Origin of the sequence: Ruthenibacterium lactatiformans (assembly GCF_000949455.1) — a bacterium.
Lineage (GTDB): Bacteria > Bacillota > Clostridia > Oscillospirales > Ruminococcaceae > Ruthenibacterium > Ruthenibacterium lactatiformans.
This window is the reverse complement of record NZ_JXXK01000004.1, coordinates 74589-88617: the sequence shown is the minus strand read 5'-3', so window position 1 is coordinate 88617 and position 14029 is coordinate 74589. Positions and strand designations below refer to the sequence as shown.

Here is a 14029-nt window from a genome sequence, read left to right as displayed (position 1 = left end):
GCGATGGGGAAGGAAGTACATTGTTATTCCGTGCCGGACTATGCGTCCGCGGCGCTGGCCGCGGACGTGGAGGACATTTTTGCCCAAAGCGCGGCCGCCCGGGCGCTGGGCCCGCGCAGCCGCGTGCTTGTGAAGCCGAACCTGGTGGCGAAACACGCGCCCGAAAAGGCCGTCACCACCCACCCCGCCGTGCTGGACGCCGTGTGTGCGGCGCTGCGGCGGCGTGGCGTTGAAAGTATCACCGTGGCGGATTCCCCCGGCGGGCTGTACAACCCCGCTGTGATGAAGAGCATCTATAAGGCCAGCGGCCTGCTGGCGGTGTGCGAGCGCCACGGCGCGCTGGCCTACACGGCGTGCGAGGCAGCGCCGCGTAAAACGGACGGCGTGCGGGTGAAGGAGTTCAGCCTGCTGCGCCCCGTTCTGGAGGCGGATTTCATCATCGACCTGCCCAAGGTCAAGACCCATGTGATGACGGGCATGTCCTGCGCGGTGAAAAATCTGTTCGGCACGGTGCCGGGCCTGCAGAAAGCCGAATTCCATATGCGCTTCCCGGAAAAGGAGCCGTTTGGAGAAATGCTGGTGGACCTGTGCGAGACCGTGCGGCCGCAGCTTATCATTGCCGACGGCGTGCTGGCCATGGAGGGCGACGGCCCCGCGGGCGGCACGCCCCGGGCGCTGGGGCTGGTGCTGGGCGGAGAGGACGCGTATGCGGTGGACCTTGCTGTGTGCCGCCTGATGGGGATGCCCGCGATGCGGGTGCCGTACCTTGCCGCCGCCCATGCCCGCGGCTTGTGCGAGGCGGCACTGGAGGAAGCGCTGCTGCGCGGCGACACGCAGGCGGCAGCGCCCGTAGCGGACTATAAACTGCCCGCGGGCTTTGCAGACATCAGCTTTGCCGACAAGGCACCCCGGGCGCTGCGCTGGGCCGTTCCGGGCGTGGAAAAGTGGCTTGCCCCGCGCCCGAAGATCCACCGGAGCAAATGCATCGGCTGCGGCAAGTGCGCCGAGATATGCCCAGGGCACACCATCACAGTGGAAAACGGAAAGGCGCATATCGTGCCGAGGGCCTGCATCCGCTGTTTTTGCTGCCACGAGATGTGCCCCGCAAAGGCCATCGATGTGAAGCGGGCTGGGATATTCAATCTGTAGACGGAAAGAGGCAGAAATGAAAAAAGGAATTTCAACAGCTGTTTTGCTTTCGGCGCTCCTGCTGCTCACGCTGGCGGCCGTATTTCTGCTGCAGTGCTTTTTGGGCGGCATGCTGTTCGACTGGAATTACAGAGAGCCGCTGCTTTTCCTCGCCTGCCTTTTTGCGGGGATGGTGCTGTTGGGGATTTTCAGGATCATTGAACTGCTGGAACAGCGGTAAAGGGAGGTCGTTTTCATGCGCAGCGTCACCGTGCTTGCACCCGCAAAGCTGAATCTCACGCTGGACGTGACGGGGACCCGGCCGGACGGATATCACACGCTGGATATGATCATGCAGGCTGTCAGCCTGCGGGAGCGCGTCACTTTGCGCAGAAGCAGGGGACTTTCGCTTTCGCTGCCCGGCTCCCGCGTGCCGGCCAACGAGCACAACACCGCCTATAAAGCGGCGCTGGCGTTTTTCCACGGCACGGGCCTCCTGGCGGGCGCGGCCATCACGGTGGAAAAGCATGTGCCCGTGCGCGCGGGCATGGCGGGCGGCAGCGCCGACGCCGCCGCCGTTCTGGTGGGGCTGAACGAGCTGTACGGTGCGCGCCTTTCCGCGGCAGAGCTGTGCGCGCTGGGCGCGCAGGTGGGCGCGGACGTGCCGTTTTCCATTGTGGGCGGCACGGCCCGGGTTACCGGTGTGGGCGATATCCTGGAGCCGCTGAAGCCCTGCCCGCCCTGCTTTTTTACGGTATGTATGCCCGCGGGCGGCATTTCCACGCCGCAGGCATATGCAAGGTACGACCGCATTGGTACCGACGTGCGTCCGGACAGCGCGGCTGCGGCGGCCGCCATCGCACGGGGCGATTTGGCGGGCCTGTGCGCGCAGATGAAGAACGCGCTGGAATATTCCAGCGCCAGCGCCGCGACAAAGCCCATCTGCGAAACGCTGCGCGCCCACGGCGCGTTGGCAGCGCTGATGACGGGCAGTGGGGCGGCGGTGTTCGGCGTGTTTGCAGACGAGGCCCCGGCCCAGGCCGCGAAAGCGGCGCTGCTGCGGGTTTACCCACAGTGCTGGGTGCTGCGGCCGGAGGCGAAAGGTGCGCGCGTCGTGGGGCGCGGATGAGGATTAAACGCTGTGGGACCGAAAAACAGGAGGCGCTGTGCCATGGAAACAGAACGCAAGCTGGATGTATTGGCCGATATTGCGCGGGCGCTGAACCAAAGCGGCGTCACCTGGGCCGTGGGCGGTTCCCTGCTGCTGTATTTTAAGGGGAAAACGGGCGTGTTCCGCGACATTGACCTGATGGTCTGTGAAACGGATGTGGAAAAGCTGAAGTAGGCGATGCTGCCGCTGGGCGCGCCGGCCCCGTCCGACCCGAACGCACAGTATAGGACGCGCTGCTTCCTGGAATTCACCGTCCGCGGCGTGGATGTGGACGTGATGGCGGGGTTCGTCATCTTGGAAAACGGACAGGAACACGACTGCGCGCTGAAGCCGGAGCAGGTGGCGGAGCATATCCTTGTACGCGGCGAAGATATCCCGCTGCAATCTCTGGAGGACTGGCGCAGATATTACGCATGGATGGGCCGGACATCCAAGGTGGCGATGATAGACGGAAAAACAATGCGGTGAGAGCGGAGCAGCGGCCCCGTCCGGCAGTGCGCCGGACGGGGCCGCTTTGCGGCGGACGCCGGACCGTGCCCAAAGGGGTTGCAAATCCGGGCCGGGCATCGTACAATAGAGTGGCGCGGGGCGCTGTGCTGCCGCGCAAATTGAAACGACAAAGGAGGAAGCGTCTTTGGAACCCGTTGGACGAAGTATGGGATTGCCCGGCAGACAACCGGATCAGACACCACCGGCGGCCGCAGGGCGCTTCGGGCCTGTTTTCTGACGCTCTTTTTCGGGGCGCAGAGCGGGCTGTGCGCGCTGCACGCCCGCATTTGCGTGTTTTGGTTTTGTTTGCCGCGGCGGCGGGCCTCTGGTGCCTGCTTCCGCGGCTTTTTTGTCCGGGCAGGCACCCCGTGTTCGTCCTCCGACACACAGGAAGAAGGAGGAAACACAAATGGATCGGCAGTATGATTTTGCAGCGCTGGAGGCGCTGCTGAAAAAACGTTCCTTTAAGGCTCTGCGCGAGGCCCTGCTGGAGCTGAACGAAGTGGATATTGCAGAATTTTTGGGACTGCTGAACGGTGAGGAGGCCGTGCTGGCTTTCCGTACGCTGCCCAAGGGCGTGGCGGCCGACGTGTTCGCAGAGCTGGAGCCGGAGACGCAGCAGCTCATTGTCGCCGCGGCGACGGATGCGGAATTGGCCGTCATCGTGGAGGACCTGTACGTGGACGACGCGGTGGATATGCTGGAGGACATGCCCGCCAATGTGGTCAAGCGCATCCTGAAGAACGCCACACCGGAGATGCGCGGCCTGATCAACCAGTTCCTCAAGTATCCCGAGCATTCCGCCGGCAGCATTATGACGGCGGAATTTACAGATCTGCGCCCCACGATGACGGTGGAGCAGGCCATTGAGCACATCCGCCGCACCGGAGAGGACCGGGAGACCGTCTACACCTGCTATGTGGTTGGCCCCCGCCGCAGGCTGCTGGGCGTGGTGACGGTGCGCAGCCTGCTGCTGGCGCGGGACAGCCAGCTCGTCAGCGATGTGATGGAGGACGGCGTCATCTCCGTCGCCACCGGGACGGACCAGGAGGAGGCCGTGCGGCTGCTGCAGCGGTACGGCTTCCTGTCGCTGCCCGTGGTAGACGCGGAAGGACGTCTGGTGGGCATCGTTACCGTAGACGACGCGGTGGACGTTATGGAGCAGGAGGCCACTGAGGACTTCGAGAAGATGGCCGCCATGGCCCCATCGGAGAAGCCGTATCTGAAAACGGGCGTGTTTTCCCTGGCAAGGCACCGCATCGTATGGCTGCTGGTGCTGATGATCTCCGGCATGATCACAGGCGGTATCCTGGGTCGGTATGAGGCGGCCATTGCCGCGATGCCGCTGCTCGTCACGTTTATTCCCATGCTTACGGATACCGGCGGCAACGCGGGCAGCCAGAGCAGTACGCTGGTCATCCGCGGCCTTGCGGTGAACGAGATTACCCTGCGGGATTTTCCCCGGGTGCTGTGGAAGGAGCTGCGTGTCAGCCTGCTGGTGGGCGTGGTGCTCAGCGCGGTGAATTTTGTTCGGCTGATCCTCACCTATCCCGGCAGCGAGATGGTGGCCCTCACTGTGGCGCTGACGATGCTGTGCACCGTGATCGTGGCAAAAACCATCGGCGGCGTGCTGCCGCTCATTGCAAAGGCCTGTCGGATGGACCCGGCCATCATGGCCTCGCCGCTCATCACCACCATTGTGGACGCGGTGTCGCTTGTGATCTATTTTGCCGTGGCGCACCGGCTGCTGCCGCTGTGACGCGCCGGAAAAGCCGCCGCCCCGTGTCCGGGAGCGGCGGCTTTTTCATGCCGGCAGGCAAAACCGCCGTAAAAATGTGAAATCTTTGTTTTGCGGGAATGCTGGGAATAATTGGCGTAAGGTCTGTCCACACTTCGGCCATAGGGAGTGTGAATACCGATGAGATTACTTAAAAAATGCAAGACACTGCGCGCGGCGCTGGGCGGACGCCTTGCCCGCATGGGGCGCCGGGGCCGGTGGGAGCTTTCCGTCCTGCTGGGGCTGGCGCTGGCGCTGAGCCTGAGCAGCTTTACCCGGTTTTCCGCCGCATGTGCGGGTGTACGGGAGGATACGCTGCGCCTGCATATATTGGCCAACTCCGATTCAGAGGCGGACCAGGAACTGAAGCTGGCGGTGCGGGATGCGATCCTTCAGGCGGAGGGCGGCATGTTCGCTGCCGAACGGACAAAGGAAGGGGCGCTGCGCGCCGCCGGGGCGGACCTGGAGGCCATCCGCGCTGTGGCCCAGCGCACGGTGCGTTCCCGCGGATACAGCTACCCTATAGCGGTTCGGCTGGAGAATATGTATTTTTCCACTCGGGAATATGACGGCTTCACGCTGCCCGCCGGGCGCTACGACGCCGTGCGGGTGGAGATCGGCGCGCATGCCGGGAAAAACTGGTTCTGCGTGCTGTTTCCGCCCATGTGCGTTCCCGCGGCAACATCCGACGGCGGGCAGGACATGTCGGCTTATTCCGGTGCGGAGCAGCAGGCTGTGTGCAGTTCTTATAAGGTCGGCTTTGCGGCTGTGGAATGGCTGGAGGGGCTGAAGGAAAGCCTGTCCGGCCAGGGGGTGCGGACGATGGCCGAGGCGGACGGGCAGGCGGAACAGGACGACGAAGCACAAGAGGAGGCGGACGGGGCGGAACAGGACGCGCGGCGGGCGGACAAAAAAGAGAACGCCTCTCGCGCAGGGACGGAGCATTCCGGCGGGCGGACGGTCACAACGGCAGATCGCACACAGGCGCAAGCTGCACGTACAGAGGACTGAAGCGATCGGCCATATAGTCGGGCACGCTGGGGGCGGCACCGGGCGGGCACAGCGGCAGGCAAAGGGAAAAGCACGCGCCGCGTTCCGGCGCGCTGCCTGCCAGCAGGCGGCCGCCGTAGGCGCGGGCATAGCGCCGTGCAACCTCAAGCCCAAGGCCCAGGCCGCGGTCCCCGGCGGAGGGCGCGCATCCCGGGCCGTTGTCGGCCACAGTGAGAAGCAGCGTTTCCCCGCGCCGCGCCGCACGCACGGATATTGCGGGCCGCTCGCCGCCATACTGCACCGCGTTGGCCAGCAAATTACCCAGTGCGGCGGCAAACAGCCGCGCATCTCCCATGGCCCACAGAGGCGCCCGAGGCCATTCGGGCACGAACACCGCGCTGCGGCACACACCCGCCGCGCCGCTGACGTAGGCCGCGGCCAGCGCTGTAACGCACACCGGCTGCGGGTGGGGCGGTGCGGTGCAGAGCGCGGCGTGAGCGGCCAGGTTTTCGGCGGTGCGCAGCGTGCGGTAGGCCGCGCGGGCGATGCCGTCCAGCGTGGCTTCGCCGCCGCCGGGGCCGCCCGCCGCCGCACGGCGGGCCGCGGGCAGCAGGGCCAGAAGGTCGGCTGTATCCTCACGCAGATGCGCCGCAAGAAGTGCGCTGTTTGGCGTCGGGGCCATGGGAATCCTCCTTTCCGCATGCGCGCCACAGGGAGCTGGAGGCGGCGCGCAGGGTCAAACTGCACATAGTGTATGAAGTTTGCACGCCGCTATGTATGGATTGTTACAAAAGTGTAAGAAGTTCGTGTTTTCGGCGTTAAACTTTTATCAAACTCTTGCAGTCCGGCGGCTTTTGGGGTACAATAAGTGATAGTCTTACGGGCAAAATACAGCGCCGCAGGGTGCGGCGCACACCGTGCCTGAATATAAGGAGGATGTACTAATATGGCAGTAAAAGTTGCAATCAATGGCTTTGGCCGCATTGGCCGCCTGGCGTTCCGCCAGATGTTCGGCGCCGAGGGTTACGAGATCGTCGCGATCAACGACCTCACCAGCCCGAAAATGCTTGCCCACCTGCTGAAATATGACACCGCGCAGGGCCGTTACGAGGGCCACACCGTCGAGTCCGACGAGACTTCCATCACCGTGGATGGCAAGAAGATCGAGATCCTGGCCGAGAAAGACCCGGCGAACCTCCCCTGGGGCAAGATCGGCGTTGACGTTGTGCTGGAGTGCACCGGCTTCTTCGCTTCCAAGGCCAAATCCCAGGCCCACATCGACGCGGGCGCCAAGAAGGTCGTCATTTCCGCTCCGGCCGGCAACGACCTGCCCACCATCGTTTACAGCGTGAATGAGAACACCCTGACGGCTGAGGACACCATCATCTCCGCCGCTTCCTGCACCACCAACTGCCTGGCGCCGATGGCCAAGGCCCTCAATGACGCCTATCCCATCCAAAGCGGCATCATGACGACCGTTCACGCCTACACCGGTGACCAGATGATCCTGGACGGCCCGCACCGCAAGGGCGATTTGCGCCGCGCCCGCGCCGGCGCCGCCAACATCGTGCCCAACAGCACCGGTGCCGCCAAGGCCATCGGCCTGGTCATCCCCGAACTGAACGGCAAGCTCATCGGCTCCGCCCAGCGCGTGCCTGTTCCCACCGGCTCCACCACCATTCTGGTGGCCGTCGTCAAGGGCAAGGACGTAACGAAGGAGAGCATCAACGCCGCTATGAAGGCAGCCTCCTCCGAGAGCTTCGGCTACAACACCGACGAGATCGTCTCCTCCGACGTCATCGGCATCCGCTACGGCAGCCTGTTCGACGCCACGCAGACGATGGTCACCAAGCTCGACGACGACACCTATCAGGTGCAGGTCGTGTCTTGGTACGACAACGAGAACAGCTACACCAGCCAGATGGTCCGCACCATCAAGTATTTCGCTGAGCTGGCGTAACCCATGTTTTCCGGCGCTCCCGCTTCTCAAACGAGGCGGGGGCGTTTTTTGTTCTTTGTATCTGCAGCATTTACAGCTTTTTCACACAAAACACACACTGCCGCCTAAAAAGTGGCAGGAATCACGGTTGAACAACGGGGACAAACAGGGTATAATATTTTGTATATTGGGGTACTTTTGGTATCCGTAAAAATGAGCCGGAAAGGAGGGCGCACATGGAGCAGCGGCACATGCAGGAAAAGAGCCGCGGCGCGGCGCGCCCTGATGTAGACGCCCGTGCCCGTGCCATTCAGGAGCAGATCATCCATATCCCGCGTCCGGCGCAGCCCGGCAATGCGCGCCCGGCCGCCCAAAGCACGGCCGGACACCCTTCGGGCGCACAGCAGCGTCCTCCTCAAGCGGCACGCCCCCGGGATGACGCTTGCGCCCAGCGGCGGCGCGCAGCGCCCGCTCCGGCACACACAGCGCCCCGCGGGCAGGCTGCGGGCGGACGCCACTATGCCGCAAAGCCGCGCAAACGCAGGCGCGCGCCAGGCGGCGGTATGTTCTTTGCCTGTGTGGCCGTTGTTATCCTGAGCCTTTCGTGGGTCATTACCACGCTCATAGAGCTGCCCGCCAAGCGCGCGGCGGCCAGCAGCTTGGCTGCTTTGTCGGCTTCTCAGGCTGCTTCCTCTCAGGCGGACGGCAGCGTGGCGCAGACAGGGGAAGCGGTGCTTGGCCCTGTACAGCAAACAGACGCTTCGTATACGCAGCCTTCCGCTTCACTGGTGGCGCTGCCGGAGGCGGGCCGTGTGGATATGAGCTACTTTGACGATGCGCTGTTCATCGGCGATTCGCTGACGCGGGGCTTCCAGGAATATTCCAGCGGCATCCCCAACGCGAAATACGCCGCTTATCTGGGCGCGGGCCCCAAGCAGTTCATGGAGGGCCTTGTGGAAAACATCAGCGGCCAGCAGGTGGCCGCCATAGATGAGATCTTGGCCGCGGCGCCTAAAAAGGTGTATATTCTGCTGGGCACCAATTCCATGGCTACGCTTACCGATGAGGCATTCCTGAAGTATTACAACGATTTCCTTGACTTCCTGCTGCCGCAGCTGCCGCAAGATACGGTGTATTACATCCAGGGCATCCCGCCTGTCTCGGCGGAGAAGATGGCCGGGGACGAAAACTTTTCAGTGGAACGCATCCGGGGGCTGAACGAAAACCTGGCGAAAATAGCATATGACAGGGATCTGCATTATCTGGACCTGTTCTCCGCTCTGGCCGACGAAAACGGCGCGCTTCGGGCGGATATTGCTTCGGGCAGCATCCATCTGAACAACGAAGGCTACAATGTATGGCGGGAGTTCCTTGTGACACATACGGCGTACAGCAAGGAGAATCCGTACCTGCCCGGCTCACCTTATTACACGGCCCCGGCGGCCTGACGAAAACACGGCACACGCGCGGACGGCGGAAAACGCCCTGTGGGAGGGACTGGCCTTGGCAGAGAGCACGTTCAAACTGTATAGCAAACGCCGCCGAAGCCGGGCGCTTCTGGCACAGGCGGGCCTTGGCGTGCTCATTGTGGCGCTGCTGTTCGGTATTTCCTATGCTGCGGTAAGGATCATTTACGGCCAGCCGCTGCTGCGCGCGCGTGCCGCCGTGTCCGCCGCGCCGCCGGCACAGCCCGGCGGGGTCCCCGCGCCGGGGCCTGCACTGGAAAGCCAGCCGCATGCGCCGTCCGTGACAGCGGCCGTATCCGTGCAGGCGTGGAACACCGAAACCCCTGTGGAGCGCACGCTGGATGCCGATGTGACGGCCAGTGATGCCCGCCTTCTGGCCGTACCGGAAAACGGGCGTGTATCCGATGACTATTTCCGCGATGCGCTGTTCATCGGGGATTCCGTTACACAGGGCTTCGCATGGTATCCGGAATACAGGGACTGGATGCGTGTGTGCGCCTACAAGGGCGTGAACCCCCAGAGCATCCTGCAAAACTATGTGGGCCAGCGGGCCGATGGCACCAAAATCGAGATGTGGGACGAGATCAACGTCCAGCAGGATGTAGCGAACATCTATATCCTTCTGGGAGCGAACGCGCTGCTGCAGCAGACGGACGAGGGCTTTTTGAAATTTTACGGCGAATTGCTGGACAAATTGCGGGTGCGTTTCCCGGATACGCCCATCTATGTGCAGAGCATCACTCCAACGACACAGGAATACGGCGAGAAGAAACCGCAGCTAGAACGGGAGCATCTGAAGCTTATCAACAACGCCATCGCCAAGCTGGCCGTGAGCAAAGGGCTTTATTATGTGGACCTGTGGGAAGTGATGGCGGACGAGAACGGTTACCTGCGGGCGGACCTGGCAGGGAGCGACGGCCTGCACCTGCTCGACGGCTCCAAATACCGCCCGTGGCTGGATTACCTTGCCGCACACACCATATACAGCGCGCACAACGCGCAGTTCGCCCTGGCGGACGGGGGCGCATACCGTTAGCACGCCCGCAAATATCCTTTGGAGGCACCAATTTGGCAAACAATATCAAGCCGTACAAAGTGCACAGCAAACGCCGCCGCAACCAGACGCTTCTGGTGCAGGCGGGTCTTGGCGTGCTCATTGTGGCGCTTTTGTTCGGCATTTCCTATTCGTCGGTGAAGATCATCCACGGCCAGCCTGTGTTCCCGGTGCGCGGCGCGCAGCAGGACGGGGGCCCGCCATCGTCCGAAAGCACGCCGCCTGCGCCGGAAAGCGTATCTACGCCCTCCGGCGGCGGTGCGCAGGAGGTGGGCGGCCGGCCGGAGGCAGCGGCGCCCGTGCAGGCTTGGAACACGGAAGTGCCTGTGGAGCGCACGCTGGAAAGCGACGTTACTGCCAGCGATTCCCGCCTGTTGGCCGTGCCTGCCAACGGCAGGCTGAGTACGGAGTATTTCCGCACGGCGCTGTTCATCGGGGATTCCCTGTCCCAGGGCTTTGCGCTGTATGCACCCACGCGGGATGTGGCAACAGTATGCGCGTATAAGAGCACCAGCCCCAATCAGGTGCTGCAAAATTTTGTGGGCCAGCGGCCGGACGGCTCGCGCATTGAGATGTGGGACGACATCAAGGTGCAGTCGCCAAGCAATATCTATGTGCTGTACGGCACCAACGCGCTCATCAGCCAGTCGGATGAAGCGTTCCTGAAATATTACAGCGATCTGCTCGACAAGCTGCGGGAGCGGTTCGCGGGCGTGCCCATTTATGTGCAGAGCATCACGCCCACCACGGCCGAACAGGGTGTAAAGCAGCCGCCGCTGGAGAACGGCCACATCCGTCTTATCAATAACGCCATCGCCAAGCTGGCCGTGAGCAAGGGCCTTTATTATCTGGACGCACAGGAGGCTCTGGCAGACGCAGACGGAAACCTGCGCGGGGACTATGTGGGAACCTACGACGGCATTCACATGAACCCCACGGGCTATGCGGCCTGGGCGGATTATATCCTGACTCACACCGTATACAGCGATTACAACAAGCAGTTCGTGACGGAGGGGCCGTATGCCTGACGCACCGGCCCCGGTGAAAGATAACAGCAGGGCCCCGGCTGAAAAGCCGGGGCCCTGCTGTATCTGCTGTGAGCCGCTGTCAATCGTGCAAAAGGTTGAGCGTGATCTCGTATTTGCTGTCCACTGAATACTTCTCCGGTGCGCTGGCCTTGTATTTGTTCAGCGCGGCAGTGGATTTCACCGGGTTCTGCAGCGTGCCGGCGCCCGCCACGCAGCCGCCCGGGCAGGCCATGCCCTCCAGCAGGTAGCCGTTCAGCTTGCCTGCCTTGGCCAGCATCAGCATTTTTTTGCATTCCTGCAGGCCCTGGGCGGCCATCACCTTTACCTCGCGGTCCGGGTCCATCTTGTGGATGGCGTTCACCACCGCGTTCGCCACGCCGCCGGAAACCGCAAACCCGCGGCCGTCGGCGGTGGCCTCCACCAGCTCGGGCCCGGCGGCCACTTCGGAGAACTTGATGGCCTTCGCCTCAAACATGCCCATCACTTCTTCAAATGTGAGCACGAAGTCCACGTCGCTGCGGATGGTGCGGCGGCTGGCTTCCAGCTTTTTGGCGGCGCACGGCCCGATGAAAACGACCTTGCAGTTTTTGTGCTCTTTTTTCAGCAGGCGGGCCGTCAGCACCATGGGCGTCATGGCCATGGAGATATAGGGCGCAAAATCCGGGAACAGCTTTTTCGCCATCACGCTCCAGGCCGGGCAGCAGGACGTGGCCATAAACGGCTGCTGCTCGGGCACCTCGCGCATAAAATCCTTGGCTTCTTCAATGGTACACAGGTCCGCGCCGATGGCGACCTCCACCACATCGTCAAAGCCCAGGAGCTTCATGGATGGCTTCAGCTTTTCAGGCGTCATGTCCGGGCCGAACTGGCCCACAAAGGCCGGAGCCACGGCGGCGATGACACGGTCGCCCTGGTTGATGGACTGGATGACCTGGAAGATCTGGCTTTTGTCCGCGATGGCGCCGAAAGGACAGTTTACAAGGCACATGCCGCAGGACACGCACTTGTCGTAATCGATCTTCGCGCGGCCCAGCTCGTCGGAGCCGATGGCATCCATGCCGCAGGCCTTGGCGCAGGGGCGTTCCATCTTATGGATGGCGCCGTAGGGGCATACGTTGGCGCACTGCCCGCACTTGACGCACTTGCTCTGGTCGATAACGCTTTTGCCGTGCACGATGGACACCGCGCCCTTGGGACATACTTCCACGCAGGGATGTGCCAGGCAGCCCTGGCACATATCCGTCACGTGAAAAGATTTTTCCGGGCAGGCGTTGCAAGCGAATTTGATGATATTGATGAGGGGCGGCTCGTAGTATTTCTCCGGCCGGGCGGCCTCCTCGATACCGGTGGAAAGGGGCGCGTGCTCGTCGATGGGGCGCAGCGGCAAACCCATGGACAGGCGCAGGCGCTCGCCCACGATGGCGCGCTCCAGAAAGATACTGTCGCGGTATTTGCTCACCTCGCCCGGCAAAATCTTGTACGGCAGCTCCTCAACGCGGCTGTAATCGCCGCCTTCGTATGCCATACGGGCCACCTCGGTGAATACCTGGCGGCGGATGTCGGTAACGGAAGAATAAATACCACGCATGTGTGAAAACTCCTTTATCAATCAGGTGTGGACAGACTGTTACAAAAGTATCATACCATAGTGCAAAAAGCCGCGCAAGTGCGCGCCGTGACAAAGTTCTTTGCTCCGCACAAAAAAATAGTGGTACATCTGCCCAGCGCCGGGCGGATGCCCCTCGGGGGCTTCTTGTAAAGGCCGGGCGAAGGGCATATAATACGGGAGTGGTATGATTTTCCGGCGCGGCATGCGCCGGCTGTGAGAAAAGGAGAACCCTGTTTTGATTTTGGAACTTTTACTGGACGCGCTGCTGGACAGCGTGAAAATGCTGCCCTTTCTGTTCGCGGCGTACTGGCTGATCGAATATGTGGAGCACCGCCACTCGGAGGGCATCGAAAAAGCACTGGCGGGCGGCGGGCGCTTTGGCTTTGTGCCGGGCGCCGTACTGGGCCTGCTGCCCCAGTGCGGGTTTTCGGCCATGGCGGCAAACCTGTACGCCAGCAAGGTGGTCACGCTGGGTACCCTGCTGGCGGTGTTCCTTGCCACGTCCGACGAGGCGGTGCCGCTGCTCATCGCAAACCCGGAACACTGGCGGTCGCTGGCGCTGATCCTCGGCATCAAGCTGGCTGTGGCGCTTGCCGCGGGCTTCTGCATTGATTTTGTGTTCAAAAGGCTGATTCCTCAGAGCGTGCGCGGCGGCTACACAGGCAGCAGCAGCGCTGTGGATTGCCACGAGCACGAGGAACGGGACGGCATCCTGGCGGCGGCGCTCAAGCACACGCTGCACATCTTTTTGTTCATTCTGCTGTTCAACATTGCTTTGGGCGCGCTGGTGGCTCTGGTGGGCGAGGAGGCCATAGGGGCATTCCTGGCGGCCAGCGGCCCGTGGCAGCCTGTGCTGGCCGGGCTTGTGGGGCTCATTCCCAACTGTGTGTCCTCGGTCCTCATCACCCAGCTGTATGCCGCGGGCCAGCTTTCGCTGGGAGGCGTGGTGGCGGGGTTGTGCACGGGCGCAGGCGTGGGGCTGGCGGTGCTGCTGCGCGCCAACAAAAACGCCAAACAGAATTTATTTATCGTGGCGCTGCTGTACGGCATCGGCGTGGCGGCGGGCCTGGTTTGCAGCCTGTTTGCATAGCAAAATCAAAAAGCACCCCGCCGCACGGCGGGGTGCTTTTTGCGCGGTGCGGGCAAGGGACAGGGAAAGGCCGTGCGCCATACAATTTCCGCCAATTGCCGAATGACACGGCGGACCGTTTGTGGTATAATATGTCCGGTTGGTGAATGCGAGCCGCAGGCGAAGCATGAGCCTAGCGGCATAGATACCATGTTTCTTAGTGAACACGAGCGGTACGCGAAGTGTGAGCTTAGAAATATGGTATAATAACCTCAAAGTTGCCGCTTACGCGGCTGCGCGTGTGCGCTG

At 62.5% G+C, this 14029-nt stretch carries 14 protein-coding genes; 12 read left to right on the top strand and 2 right to left on the bottom strand.

Features of this window, described 5'->3' with window-relative positions; all coding sequences use genetic code 11:
- Nucleotides 1-3: 3 nt before the first annotated feature.
- The 7 genes from TQ39_RS04575 to TQ39_RS04550 all read left to right on the top strand — a co-directional run bounded on the left by TQ39_RS04575 (nt 4) and on the right by TQ39_RS04550 (nt 5576).
- Nucleotides 4-1149 carry a DUF362 domain-containing protein gene (locus tag TQ39_RS04575; RefSeq protein ID WP_050004719.1) on the top strand — a complete coding sequence of 382 codons (1146 nt, stop codon included), beginning with the start codon at nt 4-6 and terminating at the stop codon, nt 1147-1149.
- Nucleotides 1150-1165: 16 nt separating this feature from the next.
- Entirely contained in the window at nt 1166-1369 is a 204-nt protein-coding gene (locus tag TQ39_RS04570; RefSeq protein WP_009325162.1) for a hypothetical protein, read from the top strand.
- 15 nt (nt 1370-1384) lie between these two features.
- The gene (gene ispE, locus TQ39_RS04565; RefSeq protein WP_009325161.1) at nt 1385-2257 is read left to right on the top strand and encodes a 4-(cytidine 5'-diphospho)-2-C-methyl-D-erythritol kinase; all 873 of its coding nucleotides are present in this window, start codon (nt 1385-1387) and stop codon (nt 2255-2257) included.
- A gap of 42 nt (nt 2258-2299) precedes the next feature.
- Nucleotides 2300-2473 carry a hypothetical protein gene (locus tag TQ39_RS21580; protein WP_242853452.1) on the top strand — a complete coding sequence of 58 codons (174 nt, stop codon included), beginning with the start codon at nt 2300-2302 and terminating at the stop codon, nt 2471-2473.
- 3 nt (nt 2474-2476) lie between these two features.
- Nucleotides 2477-2767, top strand: a complete 291-nt coding sequence (locus TQ39_RS21575) for a hypothetical protein (RefSeq protein WP_242853451.1) — start codon at nt 2477-2479, stop codon at nt 2765-2767.
- Between the two features lie 430 nt (nt 2768-3197).
- Nucleotides 3198-4547 carry a magnesium transporter gene (gene mgtE / locus TQ39_RS04555; RefSeq protein WP_050004718.1) on the top strand — a complete coding sequence of 450 codons (1350 nt, stop codon included), beginning with the start codon at nt 3198-3200 and terminating at the stop codon, nt 4545-4547.
- A 159-nt stretch (nt 4548-4706) separates the two neighbouring features.
- Nucleotides 4707-5576, top strand: coding sequence for a stage II sporulation protein R (locus tag TQ39_RS04550; protein WP_050004717.1), 870 nt, complete (start codon nt 4707-4709; stop codon nt 5574-5576).
- Here TQ39_RS04550 and TQ39_RS04545 read toward each other — a convergent pair.
- On the bottom strand, nt 5527-6237 hold the full coding sequence (locus tag TQ39_RS04545) for a sensor histidine kinase (RefSeq protein WP_050004716.1): 711 nt from the start codon (nt 6235-6237) through the stop codon (nt 5527-5529). The genes TQ39_RS04550 and TQ39_RS04545 overlap by 50 nt on opposite strands.
- 264 nt (nt 6238-6501) lie before the next feature.
- On the opposite strand from TQ39_RS04545, the gene gap reads away from it, so the two are divergent.
- The 4 genes from gap to TQ39_RS04525 all read left to right on the top strand — a co-directional run bounded on the left by gap (nt 6502) and on the right by TQ39_RS04525 (nt 11042).
- Nucleotides 6502-7515 carry a type I glyceraldehyde-3-phosphate dehydrogenase gene (gap, locus tag TQ39_RS04540; protein WP_009325155.1) on the top strand — a complete coding sequence of 338 codons (1014 nt, stop codon included), beginning with the start codon at nt 6502-6504 and terminating at the stop codon, nt 7513-7515.
- Nucleotides 7516-7730: 215 nt separating this feature from the next.
- A complete protein-coding gene (locus TQ39_RS04535) occupies nt 7731-8942 on the top strand; it encodes a GDSL-type esterase/lipase family protein (RefSeq protein ID WP_009325154.1) in 1212 nt (403 codons plus the stop codon).
- Nucleotides 8943-8997: 55 nt separating this feature from the next.
- Nucleotides 8998-9996, top strand: a complete 999-nt coding sequence (locus tag TQ39_RS04530) for a GDSL-type esterase/lipase family protein (RefSeq protein WP_050004715.1) — start codon at nt 8998-9000, stop codon at nt 9994-9996.
- A 32-nt stretch (nt 9997-10028) separates the two neighbouring features.
- Complete coding sequence (locus TQ39_RS04525; protein ID WP_050004714.1) at nt 10029-11042, top strand: GDSL-type esterase/lipase family protein; 1014 nt, start codon at nt 10029-10031, stop codon at nt 11040-11042.
- A 79-nt stretch (nt 11043-11121) separates the two neighbouring features.
- Here the strand turns inward: TQ39_RS04525 and TQ39_RS04520 are convergent, their stop codons facing one another.
- Nucleotides 11122-12630, bottom strand: a complete 1509-nt coding sequence (locus TQ39_RS04520; RefSeq protein WP_009325151.1) for a 4Fe-4S dicluster domain-containing protein — start codon at nt 12628-12630, stop codon at nt 11122-11124.
- A 256-nt stretch (nt 12631-12886) separates the two neighbouring features.
- Here TQ39_RS04520 and TQ39_RS04515 point away from each other — a divergent pair, with 256 nt between their 5' ends.
- A complete protein-coding gene (locus tag TQ39_RS04515) occupies nt 12887-13741 on the top strand; it encodes a putative manganese transporter (RefSeq protein WP_009325150.1) in 855 nt (284 codons plus the stop codon).
- Nucleotides 13742-14029 lie beyond the last annotated feature (288 nt).